Below are 20,797 nucleotides of genomic sequence, written 5' to 3'. Positions count from 1 at the left end.
GCGACCGCGCCGGCCACCTACAAGGAGGTAGGTCGTTGAACGAGCGGACATCCCTTTTCCGGCGTGGATCCGAAAAGAAGCGGTGGATCTACATCCTGCCGGTCATCGTGTTCATCTACGTCATCTGCTACATCGACCGGACGAACATCAGCTTCGCGCTCCCGCACCTCAAGGAGGACATGCACCTGAGCGGGGCCGAGCAGGGCCTCGCGAGCGGGATCTTCTTCTGGGGGTACCTGCTGCTGCAGGTTCCCGGCGGATACATGGCCGAACGGTGGAGCGCGAAGAAGTGGATCGCGATCCTGCTGGTGCTGTGGAGCATCGCCGCGATGGCCTCCGGGCTCACCCACACGTTCGGCGAGCTCGTGCTCGCCCGTTTCCTGCTCGGCGTGGCCGAGGGCGGGGTGCAGCCCGCGCTGATGGCCACCATCCGGTCGTGGTTCCCGTTCTCCGAGCGCAGCAGGGCGTACGCGATCTTCAAGCTGTACACGCCGATCGCGGCGATCGTCGCCGCGCCGTTCTCCGGCATCATCCTGACCTACGCGGACTGGCGGTGGATGTTCGTCATCCAGGGTGGTGCGCCGCTGATCGTCGGGCTCGCCGCATGGCTGGCCGTCGTGCGGGACACCCCGGCGAAGGCGGGCTGGCTCACGGCGGGCGAACGGGACTACATCGAGCGCTCCCGGATCGAAGAGGGCGAGCCGCTCAAGCACCGCGGCACGTTCAAGGCCGCGTTCACCAGCCGCGTCGTGTGGCAGTTCGCCCTCATCTACACGTTGACGCAGATGGGGCTGCTCGGCCTCACCCTGTGGCTGCCGAGCGTGCTGAAGAAGGCGTTCCACACCGATATGCAGGTCGGGCTGGTCGCGATGCTGCCGCAGGTCGCCGCGGGTATCGCGATCATCATGGTCGGCCGGTCCGCCGACCGGCGGGGCGGGCACGTCGCGCACATGTCGATCGTCCTCGGGGCAGGCGCGGTGATCCTCGCCGGGGCGAGCCTGATCTCGGCGGAACAGAAGTGGCTCGTGCTCGTGGCGATGATCCTGGGCACCGCCGCGTCCATCGCCTGGTACGGGCCGTTCTGGGCCTCGGTCACCAAGCTCACGCCGGTGGCGGCGGCGGGGGCCGGGATGGGCCTCATCAACGGGGTCGGCAACCTGGGCAGCTTCGTCGGGCCCTACGTCGGCGGCTGGCTCACCGACCTCAGCGGCGGGGGGTATGCGCTCACCCAGGTGTTCTTCGGGGTGGTCTTCGCGATCGCGGCGTTGCTGGTGCTGCCACTGCGCAAGAAGCTGCGCGAGGCCGCGAAGGTGGCGCAGGCCGAGAAGGAAGCAGCAGCCGCGTCGGAAGGCCTTACATGACTGTCGGGATGACTGACCAGGGCGCCGGTCTGGAAGGCGCGCTCCGTGCGACGCTGGAAGGCGAGGTCGCCTTCGACGACTACAGCCGGCACCTCTTCTCCCGCGACGCCAGCATGTACTCGATCGCCCCGCTCGGCGTCGTCTTCCCGCGGCACGCCGAGGACGTCGCCGCCGCGGTGAAAGCCGCCGGCGAGCTCGGGGTGCCGATCGTGCCCCGCGGTGCGGGGACGAGCCTGGCGGGCCAGACCGTGGGTCCCGGCCTGGTGCTCGACCTGTCCCGGCACCTGAACCGGATCCTCGAGATCGACCCGGTGGCACGGACGGCCTGGGTGGAGGCGGGCGTGGTGCAGGACCAGCTGAACCAGGCGGCCGCCCCGCACGGGCTGATGTTCGGCCCGGACACCTCGACCAGCAACCGCGCGACGATCGGCGGGATGATCGGCAACAACTCCGCCGGCAGCGGCTCGCTGACCTACGGCATGACGATCGACCACGTGCGCGCGCTCGACGTGGTGCTCGCCGACGGCTCGCGCGCCAGGTTCGAACCCGTCGACGAGGCGGAGCGCGAGCGCCGGGCGGCGACGGACACCCTGGAGGGCCGGATCCACCGGTCGCTGCCGGAACTGGTCACCGCCAACGAGGACGTCATCAGGGCCGGGATGCCGCTGTTCTGGCGCCGCGCGTGCGGCTACCGGCTCGACCGGCTGCTGGGTTCGCCGTTCGACCTCGCCAAGTTCGTGGTGGGGGCGGAGGGCACCCTGGTGGTGGTCACCCGCGCCCTGGTGGACCTGGTGCCCAAGCCCGCGCGCACGGTCTACGCGGTCGGCCACTTCACCGACACCGCGAGCGCGATCTCGGCCACCACCGACGCGCTGAGCTGCGGGCCCCATCAGGTGGAGCTGATGGACCGCACGATCCTGGAGCTGTCCCGGCAGAAGATCGAGTACGCCGAGCTGGGGAACATCCTCGTCGGGGACCCGGGTGCGCTGTTGTTCGTCTCGTTCACCGGCGACGACGAGGCGGAGCTGATCGCCGGGCTGGACCGGCTCGACGCGCTGTGGCGGCGCGGCGGGCACGGCTACCACACCCTTCGCGCGGTCACGCCCGCCGACCAGGCGGCGCTGCTCAAGGTCCGCAAGTCCAGCCTCGGCCTGCTGATGGCCGCCGGTGAGGGCACCCGCCGCCCGCTCGCGTTCGTCGAGGACACCGCGGTGGACCCGACCCAGCTGGCGGACTACACCAAGCGGTTCAAGGAGATTCTCGACGAGCACCAGCTGGAGGCGGGGTTCTACGGGCACTGTTCGGTGGGCTGCCTGCACATCCGCCCGTTCGTCGATCTGACCGACCCCGGCGAGGTCGCCACGATGCGGGCGGTCGCCGAGGCGGTCAGGGACCTGGTCGCCGAATACGGCGGGGTGAACTCCAGCGAGCACGGCGACGGCCTGGCCCGCAGCGAGTTCAACCGGCAGGTCTTCGGCGATCCGCTGTACGAGGTGATGCGCGAGGTCAAGCGTCTGTTCGACCCGGGCAACGTGATGAACCCCGGCAAGATCGTCGACGCGCCCTCGATGACCGAGAACCTGCGTGACCGCGACGCGCTGCCACCGGCCCGGCCGGTCACGACGACGCTCGAGTTCGAGGTCCTCGGCGGCATGCGCGGCGCCGCGGATCGTTGCATGAACATCGGCGCGTGCCGGAAGTCCGGCCCCGGCGTCATGTGCCCGTCCTACATCGCGACCAGGAACGAGGAGCATTCCACCCGCGGCCGCGCCAACGCGCTGGTGAAGGCACTGTCCGAAGCGGACCCGCACGCCGCGCTCGGCGGTGAGCGGCTGCACGAGATCCTCGACCTGTGCCTGATGTGCAAGGCCTGCAAGAGCGAATGCCCGATGAGCGTGGACATGGCCACGCTGAAGGCCGAGACGCTGGCGCATCATCACGAGATCCACGGGACCCCGCTGCGGTCGCGTCTTTTCGGCTCGATCCGGACGCTCAACCGGCTCGGTTCGGCGGTCGCCCCGCTGTCGAACCTGCCGGGCCGGATCGGTTTCCTGCGCCGGCTGGCCGAACGCGCCGTGGGCATCACGACGGCCCGCCCGCTGCCGCAGTTCCGGCGGGCCAGCCTGCTGCGGTGGTTCCGCGGGCGCCCGCGGGCGGCCGGGCCGGCCCCGCTGGGCACGCTCACCTGGCTCGCCGACTCGTTCACCACCTTCACGGAGCCGCACATCGGCCAGGCGGCGATCGAGTTGCTCGAGCGCGCGGGCTGGCGTGTCGAACTCGCCGGTGGCGGCTGCTGCGGGCGGTCGAGCCTGTCCAAGGGGCTGGTGGACGACGCGAAGAAAAAGGCATCGGCGCTGGTCTCATCGCTGGCGGAGCACGGCGAGGCGGACGCGCCGATCGTCGGCTGCGAGCCGTCGTGCCTGTTCATGCTCCGCGACGAGTACGCCGCGCTGCTGCCCGGTTCGGCGCCGCAGGTCGCCGACCGGGTCAGGCAGGTCGAGGAGCTCCTGGCCGAGGCGATCGACGCGGGCAGGCTGACGCTGCGCGGCGACTCGTGGCTCGCCGGGCGGCGGGTGGTGTTCCACGGGCACTGCCACCAGAAGGCGGAAGTCGGCACGGCGGCCACGATGGCACTGTTGCGCCGGATCCCGGGCGCGGAGGTGGTGGAGATCGAGGCCGGCTGCTGCGGGATGGCGGGCTCGTTCGGTTTCGAGTCCGAGCACTACGAGACGTCCATGGCGGTCGGCGGCGACCGGCTCTTCCCCGCGCTGGCGGTGGAACCGGAGGACACCATCGTGGCCGCGACGGGCGTGTCGTGCCGGCAGCAGATCTTCCACGGCGCGGGGCGCAGCGCCTGGCATCCCGTCGAGCTGGTGCGCGCCGCGCTCGCCGCGCCCACCGGGGACAGGTGACGCGATGCGGATCATTCGCTACTCCCTCGACGGGCGGACGGGCCGGGGTGTCCTCGTCGGGGACGTCGTGCACGAACTGCCGGAGGACGCCACCGGACCCGGCCCGGTGGCCGGGAGGCTGGCGGACGTCACGCTGCTTTCCCCCTGCGATCCCCGGGTGATCGTCTGCGCCGGCAGCAACTACGCCGGCCAGATCGCCGAGAAGGGCAGGCCCTGGCCGGAGCAACCCGCCTTGTTCCTCAAGGCGCCCAACGCGGTCGTCGGCCCGGAGGCGGAGGTGGTGCGCCCGGCCGAGGTGCGGCGTCTGGAGTACGAGGGCGAGCTCGCCGTCGTCATCGGCCGCACCGCGCGGCAGGTGCCCGCCGAGCGGGCCGCGGACTTCGTGCTGGGCTACACCTGCGCGAACGACGTCACCGCGCACGACTGGCGCGCCGACGGCCAGTGGATCCGCGCGAAGAGCGCGGACACCTTCTGCCCGCTGGGCCCGTGGATCGAGACCGACGTGGGAGATCCGTCGGCGCTGCGCGTCACCACCCGGCTCGGCAGCCGGGTCGTGCAGAAAGGATCGACCTCGGAGATGGTGTTCGGTATCGGCGAGCTGCTCGCCTTCGTGACCCGCTGGATCACTCTCGCCCCCGGCGACGTGCTGCTCACCGGCAGCCCCGCCGGGGTGGGCGAGCTGGTGCCGGGGGACGTCGTCGAGGTCGAGATCTCCGGTATCGGCACGCTCCGCAACACAGTCACACGGAGGGCACAGTGACCACAGCGAACCCACCTCTGACCGGCGTGACCGTACTGGAGGTCGGCGCGTTCATGGCCGCCCCGTACGCCACGATGCAACTGGCCGACCTCGGCGCCCGCGTGCTCAAGGTGGAGAACCCCGACGGCGGGGATCCCGTCCGCGCCACCGGGCCCTTCATCCAGGGGGAGAGCTCCCCGTTCGTACGGCTGAACCGCAACAAGGAATCGGTCGCGCTGGACCTGAAGTCGGCACCGGACAAGGCGGCCCTGCGGGAGCTGGTGCGCGGGGCGGACGTGCTGGTGGAGAACCTGCGGCCGGGCGCGATGACCAGGCTGGGGCTCGACTACGCGAGCCTGCGCCAGGAGAACCCGCGGCTGATCTACGCGTCCGCGTCCGGCTGGGGCCAGGACGGCCCGCTCGCACACCTGCCCGGGCTGGACATCATGGCGCAGGCCCGCAGCGGGCTGATGAGCGTGACGGGTTTTCCCGGCCACGAGCCGGCCAAGGTCGGGGTCCCGATCTGTGACCTGGTGTGCGGGCTGTACATCGCCTTGGCGGTGACCGCGGCGCTGCGCGAGCGCGACCGGTCGGGGGAGGGGCAGTACATCGACGTGTCCCTGCTGGAGTCCGGGGTCTCCTTCGCGGTGTGGGAAGCCGGCATGTACTTCGGGAACGGGACCGTGCCGCGCCCACACGGCTCGGCCCATCAGAACAACGCGCCGTACCAGGCGGTGCGGACCGCGGACGGGCACGTCACCGTCGGTGCGACCACGCCGAAGAACTGGACGGCGTTCTGCACCACACTCGGCATCGAGGAGCTGCTCGCCGATCCTCGCTACGACAGTGCCTACTCGAGGCGACAGCATCGCGAAGAGCTCATCGAAAGCATCGAAAAGGCCACCGTGACCCGGACTACCCAGTCCATTGTGGATGACCTGGAGCTGGCAGGCGTCCCCTGCGCGCCGATCGCCGACTACGCACAGGTCTTCACCGACGAGACGTTGCGGCAACGGGACTTCTACTGGGAGGCACCACACCCCACCCTGGGCTCGGTGGAGCAACTGGGCTCCCCGATGCGGTTCTCCCGGACGCCCGTGCGCCGCGCGCATGCCGGCCCGCTGTTGGGGGACTCGACCGCGAAGGTCCTCGAGGAGATCGACCACGCCCGGCGAGCCGATGAGGACCAGCGATGAGTGAAGTCGAGATCACGGCCGACGGCCCGGTGCTGACGGTGACGTTCAACCGGCCGGACCAGCGCAACGCGATGACCTGGGCGATGTACGAGGCGCTCGAGCAGGTCTGCGACCGCGCCGATTCCGATGCCGCCGTGCGAGTCATGCTGCTGCGCGGGGCCGGTGGCAAGGCGTTCGTCGCCGGGACCGACATCAGCCAGTTCGCCGAGTTCTCCACCGGGCAGCACGGCGTGGACTACGAACGCCGGGTGACGCAGGTGCTCGACCGGCTGCAGGCCGTGCGCGTCCCCACCGTCGCGGTGATCGACGGCTACTGCGTCGGTGGCGGCCTGGGCATCGCCTGCGCCGTCGACCTCCGGGTCGCGACGCCGCGGTCCAGGTTCGGCGTCCCGATCGCACGCACGCTGGGAAACTGCCTGTCCGCGGCCACCCTCGACCTCCTCGTGCGGCACTTCGGCGAGTCCCGGACCACCGCGCTGTTGCTGACGGCCCGGCTGATGAGTGCCGACGAAGCCCTCGCGGCAGGCTTTCTCGCGACGCTGACGGACGACCTGGACAAGGAGGTCGGAACGCTCGTCGAACGGCTGCTCGGCCACGCGCCCTTGAGCATGTGGGCGTCCAAGGAAGCCCTGCGCCGGCACAACCGCGACGGGCGGGCGGCCGACGTCACCGACATCGTCGCCCGCGTGTACGGCTCCGCCGACTTCCAGAACGCGGTCAAGGCGTTCGTGGCAAAGCGAAGCCCGATCTGGAGCGAGCACGGCTGAACGGGCGGCCGGTCAGGACGTGCCGCCGTCGCCGGGCAGGCGCGCCTCGATCGCATCGAGACGGGCCGATACCCGGCCCAGCATCCGCATGATGATCATCTGCTGGGACAGCACCGGCTCCAGGCCCGCGGAAGCCCGCGCGCTGGTGTCCTCGGCGATGCCCGCGTAGGCGCGGGCCCGAAGCCCGTCGACGTCGGCCCCCAGCCCGTGCAGTATCCGCACGGCCTGGCACTCCCCGGTGTCGAGCACCCCGAGCAGGAGGTGGCGAACCCCGACGGTGTGGTCGACGAGCTCGTCGGAGACAGCGGCCGCCTGATCGACCGCGGCCTTGGCGGCAGCGGTGAAGGCCGGAGAGTCCCGGCGGGCGTCGGCGACCGGCTGCTCCGCGTCCCCGGCGATCTCGCGGCGCACCAGGTCCGCGTCCACGCCTTCGCCGGCGAGCAGGCCCGCGGTCCCTTCGCTGTCGTGCTCTTCACGCACCAGCCCGAGCAGCAGGTGCTCGGTGCCCAGCTTCTCGTGGCCCATCGTCACGGCCTCCCGCTCGGCCAGTGCGAACACCCGCCGCAGCCGGTCGGTCGACCTCGTCGTCACGCTCACGTCCTGAGTGTGCACCGGACCGGACGCCGGGCACATCAGGGAAAACCCCCAAGGGGGCCCGGCGGGCTGCCGGCGCCGCTTGACCCGGGTGAGCACGCCGTCGGCGCGCTGCCGTGCTCAGGGCTGTCCCGGGCGCAGCTCCACGAACAGGCCTTCGGCATCGGCGGTGAGGTGCTCCCCGTCGTAGAGGGCACCGGTGAGGAACCGCTTGCGGCCCTCGACCCGGTCCACCTTCGCCTCGACGCGCAGTTCCACCTCGATCGGGGTGATCTTGCGGTAGTTCACGTGCAGGTAAGCGGTTCGTGCCGCCGTCCGGCCCGTGCTCGCCAGCCGCCCGAGCACCTCGTCGAACGCGAGCGGGATCGCCCCGCCGTGCACCGCCCAGTTGCCGCCGAGGTAGAACCGGCTGAAGGTGATGCGGCCCAGCACGTGCGCACCGTCCCACTCGTCGACGTGCAGGACGGGGGACATCGCCTGTCCCCGCCCCGGCAGGTCGCCGCGGTGCCCGGCGATCTGGTCGCGCTCGCCGACGGTGAACGGTTCGAGGGTCGCGGCCAGCTTCTCGAGGGCCTCGGCGACGTCCGTGACCGTCTCGGGCGGGGGAGCGGCGCCGGTGACGCGTGCCTGGAGCGAGCGCAGTGCCTCGATCATCCGCTCGAAGTCCGGGCCGCCGTCGGGGTGCTGCGGCCGGCTCGTGGTCTCGTCCAGGCCGTCGGGTCCGCTCACGTGTCCTCCTCGGGGTCGGTACTCGTCCATTGTGGCTCACCCACAGCGAGTTCGAGCCGTCCGCGCCGGCCGGAGGGGCTGGCGCGGGTGGCCGAGTAAGTTAAGATGAACTAGATCCGGATGGACACGAAGGGCGCAGCGATGAAGCCGCGAGCCGGACAGTTCCTGGCCGGCACGGTGGACGGCACGACCGCCATCGTCGTGCGGGCTCCGGACGAGGACATCACCGTGACCTGCGCGGGAGCGGCGATGGTGGACCCGAAGGCGAAGGCGTCCGCGCCCGCGGGCACCGCCGACCCGGACCAGCTGGGCGGGTCGCAGCTGGGCAAGCGCTACGCCGATGACGCCCTCGGTATCGAGCTGCTCGTGACCAAACCGGGTGCGAGCGCGATCGCGGTGAACGGCAGCCCGCTGCCGCTCAAGAACGCCAAGCCGCTGCCGGCTTCGGACTGAGAGGGCGACCCGATGCACCTGTCCCTGTTGCTCGACATGGCTGCCGAAGGCTTCGGCGAACGGCCCGTGGTCGGCCGCCGGAGCGAGGCCTTCACCGCCGCCCGGCTGCGCGGGCTCGCGGCCGGCGGGGCCGAGATCATCCGGGCGGCCGGCGCCGACTCCGTCGTCTACCTGGCCGTGAACGGCCAGGCCTTCCCCGTCGCGCTGTTCGCGGCGGCGCTGGCCGGGACCCCGCTGGTGCCGGTCAACTACCGGCTCGGCGCCGAGCAGCTCGACCAGCTGCTGGCCAACCACCCGCTGGCCCTGGTGATCGCCGATCCGGCGCAGGCGCCGGCCTTGCGGCGTGCCGGGCTCACCTCCGTGCCGCCCGAGCGCTGGCTGGCCGAAGCGGCCGCGGCGGTGCCGGAGGTGGTCGAGCCGGTGCCGGGCGAGGCGCCGGCGGCGATCATCTACACGAGCGGTACCACGTCGAAACCCAAGGGTGTCGTGCTGCGGCACGAGAACCTGGTGTCCTACGTGCTCGACACCGTGGAGTTCGCGAGCGCGGGCGAGGACGAGGCGGCCCTGATGAGCGTGCCGCCGTACCACATCGCCGCGGTGTCCAATGTGCTCACCAACTTCTACGCCGGGCGGCGCTTCCTGACGCTGGAGGCGTTCGACCCGCGGCAGTGGCTGGAGACCGTCCGCGAAGAGGCGGTCACGAACGCCATGGTGGTCCCGACGATGCTCGCGCGCATCATGGCCGTCCCGGGGGACCGCTCCGCGCACTCGTTGCGGACGCTGTCCTACGGGGGCGCGAAGATGCCGGTGAAGGTCATCGAGCGGGCGTTGCGGGAGTGGCCGCAGGTCGGCTTCGTCAACGCCTACGGGCTGACCGAGACCAGCTCCACCATCGCGATCCTCGGCCCGGACGAGCATCGTGCGGCGATCGGCAGCGAGGATCCGCTGGTGCGGGCCAGGCTCGGCTCGGCGGGCAAACCGTTGCCGTCGATCGAGCTGGAGATCCGCGACGAGGACGGGCGGGTGCTGGGCCCGGGGGAGACCGGCCGCATCTGGGTGCGCGGCCCGCAGGTCTCCAGCGAGTACGCCGGACTCGGCTCGTCGGTGGACGAGCACGGCTTCTTCGACACCCGGGACCGTGGTCGCGTGGACGAGGAAGGCTACGTGTTCATCGAGGGCCGTATCGACGACACGATCATCCGCGGTGCGGAGAACATCGCGCCGGCCGAGATCGAGGACGTGCTGCTGCGCCATCCCGACGTCGACGACGCGGTCGTGGTCGGTGTGCCCGACGACGAGTGGGGACAGCGGATCGAGGCGGTCGTCGTGCCGCGGCCGGGCGCGGAGGTGGACCCGCAGGCGCTTCGCGAGTACGTCCGCGGCCTGCTGCGCGGTTCGAAGACCCCGGACCAGATCGCGGTGTGGACCGAGCTGCCCCGCACGCTCACCGGCAAGATCGTCCGGCGCGACGTGGTCGCCGGGCTGATTGGCCGGCAGGCGGCGAACTGAGCGGAACCGCATGGCCGCCTGCTCCGCGCAGGCGGCCTTGGCGTGTCCTCAGACCAGATGGCCCGTGTGTCTGCGGGCCATGTTGAGGCCTTCTTCGCGGGTGGGTGCGGTGGTTTCCCATTTTTCGCAGGAGCAGGCGACGAGGTAGGTGTCTTTGTTGTTGGGGATGACGGACTGGGCGATGCATTCGCCGTTGGTGTTCGCGACGTTGTGCAGGAACTCGGTGGGCGAGTCGTGCATCAGGTTGTCACTCATGGTCGTGTCCTGATCTCAGGCGGTGGTGGGGGTGGCGGGCACGTGGGGGAACAGTTCGCGGTAGGCGCCGATGGTGATGCGGTGTTTGATCGTGGGGTCGACGTGGTCGAACAGGTCGTGGAGTGTTTTCTGGGTGTGTCCGTAGGTGCCTTCCATGTGGGGGTAGTCGCTGCCCCACAGGACGTTGTGATAGCCCATGGAGGTGGCGGCGGCGATGGCGGACTGGTCGTGCTGGAACGAGGCGTAGACCTGGGAGTAGATGATCTCGCGGGGGGTGCGGTCGAGTTTGGGGCGGACGGCCATGTGGTGCTGGCGGTAGCCTTCCTCGATGCGGTCGGCGATGAACGGGACCCAGGTGGCGCCGCCCTCGGAGACCAGGACCTTGAGGTCGGGGTGGCGGTCCAGGGCGCCGGAGGCGACCATTTTGGTGACCGCGCGCTGGCCGCCGAAGGTGGTTTCGGTGTAGTTGAGGACCGCGCCGCCGGGGCCGCGGAAGACGACACCGGCGGAGGCGCCGGCACTCAGGTCGATGGGGTCGGTGCCGATGTGGAAGGCCAGCACGATGCCGGCCTGTTCGGCGACGGTCCAGAACGGTTCCCATTCCTTGCGGTTGTAGTCCACCTGCAGCGGGTGTGGTGTGACCGGCAGGAACACCGCTTTGAAGCCCAGTTCCGCGACCCGTTCGAGCTCGTGCACGGCGTCGTCGATGTCCAGGGTGGAGACCTGGGCGGTGGAGATCAGCCGGGGTTGTGCCTGGTCGATGGTCGCCCACGCCCAGTCGTTGCTGACCCGCAGCGCCTCGCGCAGCACCTCCGGGGTGCGGAAGGAGGAGCTCCACATGCCCAGTGACGGGAACACCAGCTCCGACCAGATGCCCTCCTGGTCCAGGTCCTTCATCCGCAGGTCCACGTTCGCCGCACCGGGAGCCCGGCTGGAGGCGTCGAAGAACTCCTGCTGCGCCGAGGTGGGCAGCTTACGGCGGAAGGACATGCCATCGATGTGCACCGTCTCCCACTCCCCATCGGGATCCTTCTCCGACCGCGGCACCAACTCCGCCAACCGCGGCGGCAAACTCTCCCGCCACAGATCATCCGGCTCCAGGAAATGCGAGTCACCCGAATTCGCCCAGATCTTCTCCACCATCACGCTGCCTCCTTCTTCGCGGTTACCGTTGACCCACGACTGAAAACGTCATTTTCACATGGTCACCCCGCTGCAGCGGTCTGTCAACCGCGGCAACAGGGGGTTCAGCCGACGATCTTGCGCTCGCGAAGGTCCGCGATCGCCTGGTCGTCGTAGCCCAGTTCGGCCAGCAAGGTGTCGGTGTGGTCGCCCGCCAGGCACCCGCCCCCGGCCTGCGTCGCCGACCGCGAGAACCGCACGGGCGGCCCCGGCCGGAGATGCTCCTCGAAGATCGGGCTGACGGCCTCGGTGGCGTACTCTGCCGCCAGTGCCTCGGTGGTCTGCAGCAGCAGTTCCGGTGGCGTCTCCGACACCGCCACGCAGCCCACGCCCGCCTCGGTGAGCCGCTTCTCCCACTCGGCCGCGGGCAGCTTGGGGAACACGGCGGCCAGCGCCCGGGACAGCTCCGCGTCGTGCACCCGGCGCTCGGCGGCGCTGGCGAACCGGGCATCTCCGGCCAAGTCCACCTCCGGCGCCAGCGCCGCCACCAGTGCCGCCCACTCCTTGTTGGCAGGCGCGGCCAGGAACGCCCAGCCCTCGGCCGTCTCGTACATCCGGTACAGCGCGCCGTAGCCGTGACCGCCCGGGTCCACCTCCGGTGAAGCCGGCCGCCCGGGATAGTCGACGGTGCGGTCGAGCAGGGCGTGGCTCGCGGTGCCGATCATCGTCGCGGTCAGCGTGCCCAGCGGCCGCTCGCGGGCGCGGGCCAGCAGCCCCAGCAGCATCGCCGACGCGACGCCGAGCGCGGCGACGCCGTCGGCCTGCAGCGACGGCACGGCGGACGCCTGGAAGAGCCGGATCGCGGCGGGCTTGATCTCGGCCAGCGAGCCCGTGGCCGCCCCGGCGTCCGGGGCGTCGGTCAGCGCCAGTCCGGCGGCGGCGCCGATCGAGGGCGCGTAGGCGGGCCGGACGCCGAACGGGCCGCCGGTGCCGTACCCGGGCGCGTAGACGTAGATGAGGCCGGGGTTGACGCTCTTGAGTGCCTCCGCGTCGATGCCCGCACGCTTCGCCGCTCCCGCGCGGAACGCGCACAGCACGATGTCGCTGCGCCACGCGAGCTCGCGCACGATGTCCCGCCCCTCGTCGGTGGTCAGGTCGAGTGCGATGCTTTCCTTGCCCTGCATCACTTTCGCGGCGGCGGCTTCCGGGAACGGGAAGGCGCGCCGGATCGTGTCGCCGTCGAGGCTTTCGACCTTGACGACGCGGGCGCCCAGATCGGCGAGCATCGTGGCGCCGAACGGGGCGGCGAACATCAGGCCGATGTCGAGGATGGTGATCCCCGCCAGCGGCAGCCCGGCGGGTGCGTCTCCGTCGGGGGCCGTGGCCCGGCTGTCTTCCGGCGGCTCGTACTCGCCGAGCCGCGGCGCGGGCCGGGGCGCCGACAGCGGGCGGTCGTCGGCGTGCACCAGCGTCGAAGGCTGCCGGACGGGACCGAACTCGGGGTCCTCGGCGACGACGACGCGGCCGTCGTGCGCCAGCTGCTGATGGTCGAGCACGCCGGGCCCGGCGCGGAAGACCTCGGCGTTGATGTTGGGGTTGGTCTCGAACACCCGCTGCCATTCGGCCAGCGTCCGCTCGCCGACCTTGGCGATCATGATCTCCCACAGCTCGGTGCGCAGCGCCTGCGACTCGAGCATCGGCAGGCCCTTCCACTTCGGGTCCGACAGCAGCGGGGTCAGCCCCAGCTCGGCCAGCATCGCGCCGAACAGGCGTGGCTCGACCTGCGCGAACTGCAGCCAGTAACCGTCCTTGGTCGGCGCGGTCAGCAGCGGGTAGACCAGGTGTGCCTGCGGCTCGCCGTCCTCGGTGAACCCGTCGACCGTCTGGTAGGCGTCGGGCCAGCGCAGCCCGACCATCTCGGTGAACCACGTCCAGGTGTCGAGCATGCACAGGCCGCGCACGAGGTCGGCCTCGATGTGCTGGCCGCGCCCGCTGGACTCCCGCTCCAGCAGCGCGGAGAGGATGCCCTGCAGAGCGGTCTGCGCGGCACCCCAGCTCCCGTACGGCACGGACACGAAGGCCGGGCCCGGCCGGGGGTTGATCCGCTTCTTGGCCTGGAACGTGCCGAGCTTGGCCATCACCATGCCTTCGTAGCCCTTGAGGTCCGCCCACGGGCCGGTCGAGCCCCAGCCGGTGATGGCCGCGCTGACCAGCCGCGGGTTGACCCTCGCCAGCGCTTCCGGGGTGAGGCCGAGCCGGCCGTTCGTCTTCGGCCGGAACGTCGTCACGAGCACGTCGGCCTGCGCGACCAGCGCGTTCAGCCGCGCGCGGTCACCGTCGGCGCGCAGGTCGAGCACCAGGCTGCGGGTGCCACGGGCGAGGCTCGGCCACGACGGCTGGGCGCGCAGCGGACTGCCGCCGGGCGGCTCGATGTGGACCACCTCGGCTCCGGCGTCGGCCAGGAACTGGGTCGCCTGCGCACCCGCGAGCGTCGTCGACAGGTCCAGCACCAGCAGACCGCCCAGCGGGGTCGGGTCGGTGGCTTCGTTGCCCACCATTCACCTCCACAGTGGGTGAAAACGTGATTCTCCACGTGGAAGTCGAGTCTGACGCACGCCTCAGGAAGGGTCAAGGGTATAGATAAACTATCTTCATTGACCAGTCTCGCCGGGTCTGCGCGCGCCCAGGGCCCGGAACGCGAAGTTGATCACCTGATCGGCCGCGACGGCCGCGGGCACCGTCGTCGACCTGCTCATCTGTTCGGCGAAGGCCTCTGTCAGCGCGGCCCGAATGGCGCGGGCGTCGGGCTCCGGGGCGGCCCAGGGGAACGAGCCGTCGTCGAGCCCGCGGCGGAGAATCTCCGCGATGCCGTCCTGGAGCCGGATCATCGACCGCGTCCTTTCGTCCGCGTACCCGGCGGCGCGCATCAGTTCGGCGGAGGAGAGCACGAGGACCCGTTGCCTTCGCCGCGGCTGCGAGGTCAGCCGCAGGTACCCCTCGATCCAGGCCCGCAGCGCCTCGGTGGGCGAGCCCGCCGCGAGGGCGGCGGACTCGAGCTCGGCGTGCACCCGGTCGCTGTCCCGCCGGAACATCGCCAGCAGGAGGTTGTCCTTGGAGTCGAAGTGCCGGTAGAAGGCGCGCGTCGACAGGCCCGCCTCGCGCAGGATGTCCGTCACCGAGACGCCGTCACCGTTGCTCGTGGCCAGGCACCGGTACGCGGCGTCCATGATCCGCGACCGTTCCGAGACCTCCGCCGGCACGGGCCCGCCTCCTCGTTCGACCTGGGTTTCCGGATTCAGCCTAGAGGTGCCGGTTCCCGGTCAGGGTTGCCAGTCGGCGAGGACGGCTTGGGTGTCGGTGCCGGGGGTTGGGGGTGGTGTGGGGGTGGTGGTGGGGGTGCGGGAGAAGCGGGGTGCGGGGGCGGCTTGGGTGATGCCGTCGATGTCGATGAGGGTGTGGCGGGCGGTGAGGTGGGGGTGTTGTTGTGCTTCGGTGAAGGTGAGGATGGGGGTGACGCAGGCGTCGGTGTTGTCGAAGATGTGGGTCCATTGGTCGCGGGTTTTGGTGGCGATGACGGTGGTGAAGCGGGTGCGCAGGGTGGGCCAGCTGTTGCGGTCGTGTTGGGCGGGGAGGTTCTCGTTGTGGAGGCCGAGGCCGTGGAGGAAGGCGGTGTAGAACTGGGGTTCGAGGCAGCCGACGGCGATGTGTTTGCCGTCGGCGCAGGTGTAGGTGTCGTAGTAGGGGGCGCCGCCGTCGAGGAGGTTGGTGCCGCGGTCGTCGTTCCAGGTGCCGGCGCCGCGGAGGGCCCACATCATTTGGGTGAGGACGCTGGTGCCGTCGATCATGGCGGCGTCGATGGTCTGGCCGTGGCCGGAGGTGTGGCGTTCGTGGAGGGCGGCGAGGATGCCGGTGAGGAGGAACATGGAGCCGCCGCCGAAGTCGCCGATGAGGTTGAGGGGTGGGACGGGGCGGTGGCCGGGTCGGCCGATGGCGTGCAGGGTGCCGGTGAGGGAGATGTAGTTGATGTCGTGTCCGGCGCGGGGGGCCAGGGGGCCGGTTTGGCCCCAGCCGGTCATGCGGGCGTAGATGAGGCGGGGGTTGTGGTGTTGGCAGGGTTGGGGGCCGATGCCGAGGCGTTCGGCGACGCCGGGGCGGAATCCTTCGAGCAGGATGTCGGCTTTCGTGGCGAGGCGTAGTACGAGGGTGCGGCCTTGGTCGGTTTTGAGGTCGGCGGTGAGGGAGCGGCGGTTGCGCAGGAGGTGGTCGGGGTGTTCGCCGGTGGGGTCGAATCCTGTGGTGGGGCGTTCGACCCGGACCACGTCGGCACCCAGATCGGCGAGGATCATCGCCGCGTGCGGGACCGGCCCGATCCCCGCCAACTCCACCACCCGCAGGCCTTGCAACGGACCCGGCACGTGCTTCCCCTTTGTTCGGTGGTGTGGTTCAGCCTTGGAATATAAACAAACGCTCGCCGGATGGCCCGCGAGGTAGCCCGCCGCCAGTGCTCTCGCCCCGTCGTCCCAGCCTCCCGGCCGCCGGGGAACAACCCGCTCCAGCTCGTCTCCGCTGCCGCCGGATTGAGTTGATGAATCTAGACAAACACAGTAACGTCCGATGCTGACACATTGACAAGAGTCCAGATAAACTCACTGAACTTCACCCAGTTCGAACAAGGAGGTTCCGGTGCGCGATGCGGTGATCGTCGAAGCGGTACGCACTCCGGTCGGCAAGCGCAACGGCGGCCTTTCGCCCGTGGCGCCTGCCGACCTCGCGGCACACGTGCTCAAGGCACTGGCCGACCGGTCGGGCATCGACCCCGCGCTCGTGGACGACGTCGTGCTGGGCTGCGTGACGCAGTCCGGCGAGCAGGCCTTCGACATCGCGCGTAACGCGGTGCTGGGCGCGGGCTGGCCGGAGAGCGTGCCGGGCACGACCGTCGACCGCCAGTGCGGCTCGTCCCAGCAGGCGGTGCACTTCGTGGCCGCGGGCGTCGTGAGCGGGCAGTACGACCTGGCGGTCGCGGGCGGCGTCGAGTCCATGAGCCGGGTGCCGATGGGCTCCTCGGCCAACGGCGCGTGGCCGTTCGGCGAAGGCTTCCGGGAGCGCTACCACGGCATCGCGCCGAACCAGGGGCAGGGCGCGGAGATGATCGCCGAGCGCTGGGGCCTCTCGCGCCGGCAGGTCGACGAGTTCAGCGTCAGCTCGCACGAGAAGGCCGCCCGCGCACAGGACGAAGGCCGGTTCGACGCCCAGATCGCGCCGGTCGACGTGGACGGCACGAAGATCTCCGCCGACGAGGGCATCCGCCGGGGCAGCACCGTGGAGACCCTGGGCGGGCTGAAGGCGGTCTTCAAGGAGGACGGCGTCATCACCGCGGGCAACAGCTCGCAGATCAGCGACGGCGCGTCCGCGCTGCTCATCACGACCAGTGCGAAGGCGGCCGAGCTGGGTCTCACCCCGATCGCCCGGGTGCACACCGCCGTGCTGGCCGCCGACGACCCGGTCATCATGCTGACCGCGCCCATTCCCGCGACCCGGAAGGCGCTCGCCAAGAGCGGCCTGAAGATCGGCGACATCGGTGCGTTCGAGGTGAACGAGGCCTTCGCCCCGGTGCCGCTCGCGTGGCTGGCCGAGCTCGGCGCGGACCCGGCGGCGCTCAACCCGAACGGCGGGGCGATCGCGCTCGGGCACCCGCTCGGCGGCAGCGGCGCCCGGCTGATGACCACCCTGGTGCACCACATGAAGGACAACGGCATCCGCTACGGCCTGCAGACCATGTGCGAGGGCGGCGGGCAGGCCAACGCCACCATTCTGGAGCTGGTGTGACGATGCGGCGGACGATCTTCGAGCCGGAACACGAGCAGTTCCGGGAAACCGTGCGGCAGTTCCTCGTGCGCGAGGTCGAACCGCATGTCGCGCGCTGGGAGGCGGCCGGCATCGTCGACCGCGAGGTCTACCTCGCGGGCGGCAAGTACGGGCTGCTGGGCTTCAACGTGCCCGAGGAGTTCGGCGGCGGGGGAGTCGACGACTTCCGGTTCAACGCGGTCGTGAGCGAGGAGTTCGCGCGGTTCGGCTCCGGCGTGCCCGCGTTCACCCTGCACAACGACATCCTCGCGCCGTACCTGCTTTCGCTGGCCACCCCCGAACAGAAGCAGCGGTGGCTCCCCGGCTTCGCCCGGGGCGAGCTGATCGCCGCGGTCGCGATGACCGAGCCCGGCGCGGGCAGCGACCTCGCCGGCATCCGGTCCTCCGCCGTGCGCGACGGCGAAGACTGGGTGCTCTCGGGCGCCAAGACGTTCATCTCCTCGGGCATCAACGCCGACCTCGTGGTGGTGGTGACCCGGACCGATCCCGAAGCCGGGCACAAGGGGTTCACCCTGCTCGTGGTGGAGCGGGACATGCCCGGCTTCACGCGCGGGCGCAACCTGGACAAGATGGGGCAGAAGGCGCAGGACACCGCCGAGCTGTTCTTCGACCAGGTGCGGGTGCCCGCGGCCAACGTGCTGGGCCAGGTGGGGCGCGGCTTCTACCACCTGATGCACAACCTGCCCTCGGAGCGGCTGTCCATCGCGATCTCCGCCGTCGCGGGCGCCAGGGAGGTGTTCGACGAGACCCTCGGCTACGTCAAGGACCGCAAGGCGTTCGGGCAACCGGTCGGCTCGTTCCAGTACAACAAGTTCCAGCTGGCCGAGATGGAGACCGAGCTCGAGATCGCCGAGGTCTACGTGGACCGCTGCCTGCGCGCGGTGGTGGACGGCGAGCTCACCGCCGTCGAGGCGTCGAAGGCGAAGTGGTGGACCACCGAGTTGCAGAAGCGGGTGGTGGACACCTGCGTGCAGCTGCACGGCGGCTACGGTTACATGAGCGAGTACTCGGTGTCCCGCGCGTATACCGACACCCGGATCCAGACGATCTACGGCGGCACCACCGAGATCATGAAGGACATCATCGGAAAGAGCCTCGGACTGTGAACGGCTTCCGCGACGAAGTGCGCGAGTTCCTGACGGAGCACGCGCCAGACGTGAAACCGCGGGCGGGTGTGCGGAGCCCCGAGACCGAGGCGGAGCTGGCCGTGCTGCGGGCATGGACGGCGAAGCTGTTCGACGCGGGCTACGCCGGCGCCGACTGGCCCGTGGAATACGGCGGTACCCCCGGGCACGACGTGCTCCGGGACGTCGTGGTGGCCGAGGAGGTCGCGCGCGCCGGCGCGTTGCAGGCGCCTGGCGGGTCGATGCTGGCCGCGCAGGCGCTGCTCGGGTTCGGCACCGAGGAGCAACGGCGGCGGTACCTGCCGCGCATCCGTTCCGGCGAGGACCTGTGGTGCCAGCTGTTCAGCGAGCCCGGCGCGGGCAGCGACCTCGCCTCCCTGCGCACGAAGGCGGTGCTCGAGGGCGACCACTACGTGGTCAACGGGCAGAAGGTCTGGACAACGAACGGCCAGTGGGCCGATCTGGGCTACCTGCTCGCGCGCACGGACCCGGCGGCGCCCAAGCACAAGGGCATCACGGCGTTCGCACTGGACATGCGGCTGCCCGGGGTCACCGTGCGGCCGCTGCGGGAGATCACCGGCACCTCCGACTTCAACGAGGTGTTCTTCGACGACGTCCGGGTGCCCGTGGAAGCGGTGATCGGCAAGCCGGGCCAGGGCTGGCAGATCGCGAACACCTCGCTCGCGCACGAACGCAGCGGCGTCGGCGCCTCGGTGGTGACGCTGGAACGGAACTGGAGCCGCCTGCGGGAGCTCGCCGCCGCCACCGGCCGGCTCGACGACACTGAGACCCGGGACCGGCTCGCCGCCTTCCTCGCGGAGATCCAGGCGCTGTCGGTGCACACCCGGCTCAGCCTCGCCCGCTGGCGCGAGGGCGCCGAGCGGGCGCTCGACGCCCCGGTCGCCAAGCTGGCCTTCAGCGAGCTGAACCTGCGGCTGGCCGAGTACGCGCTTTCCCTGCAAGGAGCCGAAGGCGTGCTGACCGAAGGCGATCCGGGCGTGGTCGACGACGGAAGCTGGCAGGACGCCTACCTGTACGCGCGCGCTTACACGATCGCGGGCGGGAGTTCGGAGATCATGCGCAACCTCATCGCCGAGCGCGGGCTCGGCCTGCCCCGGGAGCAGGTGGGCCGATGAGCGGCGACCTGGCACTCGGCGAGGACCAGCGGGACCTCGCGGCGATGGCACTGGCGTTCGCCGACGAGCACACCGACCCGGCCGCGGTGCTCGCCGGCGCCGATCCGTTGTGGACGGACAAACAGCTCGCCGCCGCGGGAGATCTCGGGCTGACCGGCCTGCTGACCGAGGACGGCGGTGGGACGCACACCGATCTCGCCGTCGTGGTCGAACAGCTCGGCCGCACCGGCTGCGCGCTGCCGATCGCGCCGGTGGCGCTCGCCGCGGGACTGGCCGAGTCCGCGGGGCTCCGGCCTGCCGGGCTGTGCGTGCCCGCTGTCGCCGAACGCGGCGCCCCCGACATCACGGCGGAACCCGCCGGGGACTCGCTGCGGCTGAGCGGGCGGGCGGAGTTCGTCCTCGCCGGAGCGGAGGCGGACCAGGTGCTGGTGCTCGCGCACACGGCGGAGTCATCGGTGGTGGCCGTGGTCGACACGAAGGCCGACGGCGTGACCGTCACTCCTCGCAGCATCCTCGACATCTCGCGCCGTTTCGCCGCGGTGGCGTTGGAATCGGCCGTGGCGGTCGGATGGGCCGAGGCGGACACGACGACCACCCGGGAAGCGGCCGCTGTGCACCTGATGGCCGACGCGGTCGGCGCCGCCTCCCGGCTGCTGGAGCTGACCCTCGAGCACGTCCGCACGCGCGAGCAGTTCGGCCGCGCGGTCGGCTCCTTCCAGGCGGTCAAGCACCACTGCGCGAACATGGCCGTGGATCTGGAACTGTCCAGGGGGGCGGTGCTGGCCGCCATGCGGGCGCTCGACGACGAGGACCCGGTCGCGCGCGCGTTCGCGGTGTCCTCCGCGGGCTCCTTCGCCGGGGAGGCGTGCAGCCGGCTCGCCGGCCTGGCCCTGCAGCTGCACGGCGGCATGGGCTTCACCTGGGAGCAGCCGGTGCACGTGTTCCTGCGGCGGATCAAGACCGACGAGCTGCTCGGCGGCACGCCTCGCTGGCATCGCGCCCGGCTGCTGGAACTGACCGGAGCGAACCGCTGAC

18 protein-coding genes are annotated in these 20,797 nt (G+C 70.9%); 11 read left to right on the top strand and 7 right to left on the bottom strand.

Annotation, left to right across the window (positions count from 1 at the left end; translation table 11 throughout):
- The first annotated feature begins 35 nt into the window (after positions 1–35).
- From LWP59_RS24480 to LWP59_RS24460, 5 genes are read left to right on the top strand one after another with little or no spacing between them, the layout of a single operon-like run.
- Complete coding sequence (locus LWP59_RS24480; protein WP_186383249.1) at positions 36–1,361, top strand: MFS transporter; 1,326 nt, start codon at positions 36–38, stop codon at positions 1,359–1,361.
- An 8-nt stretch (positions 1,362–1,369) separates the two neighbouring features.
- On the top strand, positions 1,370–4,273 hold the full coding sequence (locus LWP59_RS24475; RefSeq protein WP_229858022.1) for an FAD-binding and (Fe-S)-binding domain-containing protein: 2,904 nt from the start codon (positions 1,370–1,372) through the stop codon (positions 4,271–4,273).
- A 4-nt stretch (positions 4,274–4,277) separates the two neighbouring features.
- The gene (locus LWP59_RS24470) at positions 4,278–5,033 is read left to right on the top strand and encodes a fumarylacetoacetate hydrolase family protein (RefSeq protein WP_144638786.1); all 756 of its coding nucleotides are present in this window, start codon (positions 4,278–4,280) and stop codon (positions 5,031–5,033) included.
- The gene (locus LWP59_RS24465; protein WP_144638784.1) at positions 5,030–6,208 is read left to right on the top strand and encodes a CaiB/BaiF CoA transferase family protein; all 1,179 of its coding nucleotides are present in this window, start codon (positions 5,030–5,032) and stop codon (positions 6,206–6,208) included. Before LWP59_RS24470 ends, LWP59_RS24465 begins: the two co-directional genes overlap by 4 nt.
- Entirely contained in the window at positions 6,205–6,975 is a 771-nt protein-coding gene (locus LWP59_RS24460) for an enoyl-CoA hydratase/isomerase family protein (protein ID WP_144638781.1), read from the top strand. Before LWP59_RS24465 ends, LWP59_RS24460 begins: the two co-directional genes overlap by 4 nt.
- A gap of 12 nt (positions 6,976–6,987) precedes the next feature.
- Here LWP59_RS24460 and LWP59_RS24455 read toward each other — a convergent pair whose 3' ends face one another.
- Both LWP59_RS24455 and LWP59_RS24450 read right to left on the bottom strand, forming a co-directional pair.
- Positions 6,988–7,572, bottom strand: a complete 585-nt coding sequence (locus LWP59_RS24455; RefSeq protein WP_186383248.1) for a Clp protease N-terminal domain-containing protein — start codon at positions 7,570–7,572, stop codon at positions 6,988–6,990.
- 117 nt (positions 7,573–7,689) lie between these two features.
- Positions 7,690–8,298, bottom strand: coding sequence for a PaaI family thioesterase (locus tag LWP59_RS24450; RefSeq protein WP_222425540.1), 609 nt, complete (start codon positions 8,296–8,298; stop codon positions 7,690–7,692).
- Between the two features lie 120 nt (positions 8,299–8,418).
- Here LWP59_RS24450 and LWP59_RS24445 point away from each other — a divergent pair, with 120 nt between their 5' ends.
- Both LWP59_RS24445 and LWP59_RS24440 read left to right on the top strand, forming a co-directional pair.
- On the top strand, positions 8,419–8,751 hold the full coding sequence (locus LWP59_RS24445) for a hypothetical protein (protein ID WP_229858024.1): 333 nt from the start codon (positions 8,419–8,421) through the stop codon (positions 8,749–8,751).
- Positions 8,752–8,763: 12 nt separating this feature from the next.
- Positions 8,764–10,260 (top strand): class I adenylate-forming enzyme family protein, encoded by a 1,497-nt coding sequence (locus LWP59_RS24440; protein WP_144638777.1) that lies wholly within the window; start codon positions 8,764–8,766, stop codon positions 10,258–10,260.
- A 48-nt stretch (positions 10,261–10,308) separates the two neighbouring features.
- Here the strand turns inward: LWP59_RS24440 and LWP59_RS24435 are convergent, their stop codons facing one another.
- The 5 genes from LWP59_RS24435 to LWP59_RS24415 all read right to left on the bottom strand — a co-directional run bounded on the left by LWP59_RS24435 (position 10,309) and on the right by LWP59_RS24415 (position 16,052).
- A complete protein-coding gene (locus LWP59_RS24435; RefSeq protein ID WP_144638775.1) occupies positions 10,309–10,515 on the bottom strand; it encodes a hypothetical protein in 207 nt (68 codons plus the stop codon).
- 15 nt (positions 10,516–10,530) lie between these two features.
- The gene (locus LWP59_RS24430) at positions 10,531–11,658 is read right to left on the bottom strand and encodes an amidohydrolase family protein (protein WP_233921925.1); all 1,128 of its coding nucleotides are present in this window, start codon (positions 11,656–11,658) and stop codon (positions 10,531–10,533) included.
- 104 nt (positions 11,659–11,762) lie between these two features.
- On the bottom strand, positions 11,763–14,195 hold the full coding sequence (locus tag LWP59_RS24425; RefSeq protein ID WP_144646333.1) for a CaiB/BaiF CoA transferase family protein: 2,433 nt from the start codon (positions 14,193–14,195) through the stop codon (positions 11,763–11,765).
- 93 nt (positions 14,196–14,288) lie between these two features.
- Positions 14,289–14,897, bottom strand: coding sequence for a TetR/AcrR family transcriptional regulator (locus LWP59_RS24420; RefSeq protein WP_229858674.1), 609 nt, complete (start codon positions 14,895–14,897; stop codon positions 14,289–14,291).
- 60 nt (positions 14,898–14,957) lie between these two features.
- Entirely contained in the window at positions 14,958–16,052 is a 1,095-nt protein-coding gene (locus LWP59_RS24415) for a CaiB/BaiF CoA transferase family protein (RefSeq protein WP_233921924.1), read from the bottom strand.
- A gap of 268 nt (positions 16,053–16,320) precedes the next feature.
- Here LWP59_RS24415 and LWP59_RS24410 point away from each other — a divergent pair, with 268 nt between their 5' ends.
- From LWP59_RS24410 to LWP59_RS24395, 4 genes are read left to right on the top strand one after another with little or no spacing between them, the layout of a single operon-like run.
- Positions 16,321–17,463: a thiolase family protein gene (locus LWP59_RS24410; RefSeq protein ID WP_144643580.1), complete on the top strand. Its 1,143-nt coding sequence runs from the start codon at positions 16,321–16,323 to the stop codon at positions 17,461–17,463.
- A 2-nt stretch (positions 17,464–17,465) separates the two neighbouring features.
- On the top strand, positions 17,466–18,608 hold the full coding sequence (locus LWP59_RS24405) for an acyl-CoA dehydrogenase family protein (protein WP_144643587.1): 1,143 nt from the start codon (positions 17,466–17,468) through the stop codon (positions 18,606–18,608).
- Entirely contained in the window at positions 18,605–19,762 is a 1,158-nt protein-coding gene (locus LWP59_RS24400) for an acyl-CoA dehydrogenase family protein (RefSeq protein ID WP_144643579.1), read from the top strand. The genes LWP59_RS24405 and LWP59_RS24400 overlap by 4 nt, the downstream gene beginning before the upstream one ends.
- Positions 19,759–20,796, top strand: a complete 1,038-nt coding sequence (locus LWP59_RS24395; RefSeq protein WP_144643578.1) for an acyl-CoA dehydrogenase family protein — start codon at positions 19,759–19,761, stop codon at positions 20,794–20,796. The genes LWP59_RS24400 and LWP59_RS24395 overlap by 4 nt, the downstream gene beginning before the upstream one ends.
- The last annotated feature ends 1 nt before the right edge of the window (position 20,797 follow it).

The sequence above is a fragment of the Amycolatopsis acidiphila genome, assembly GCF_021391495.1.
GTDB classification, from domain to species: Bacteria; Actinomycetota; Actinomycetes; order Mycobacteriales; family Pseudonocardiaceae; genus Amycolatopsis_E; species Amycolatopsis_E acidiphila.
This window is presented reverse-complemented; position numbering and strand designations above follow the sequence as displayed.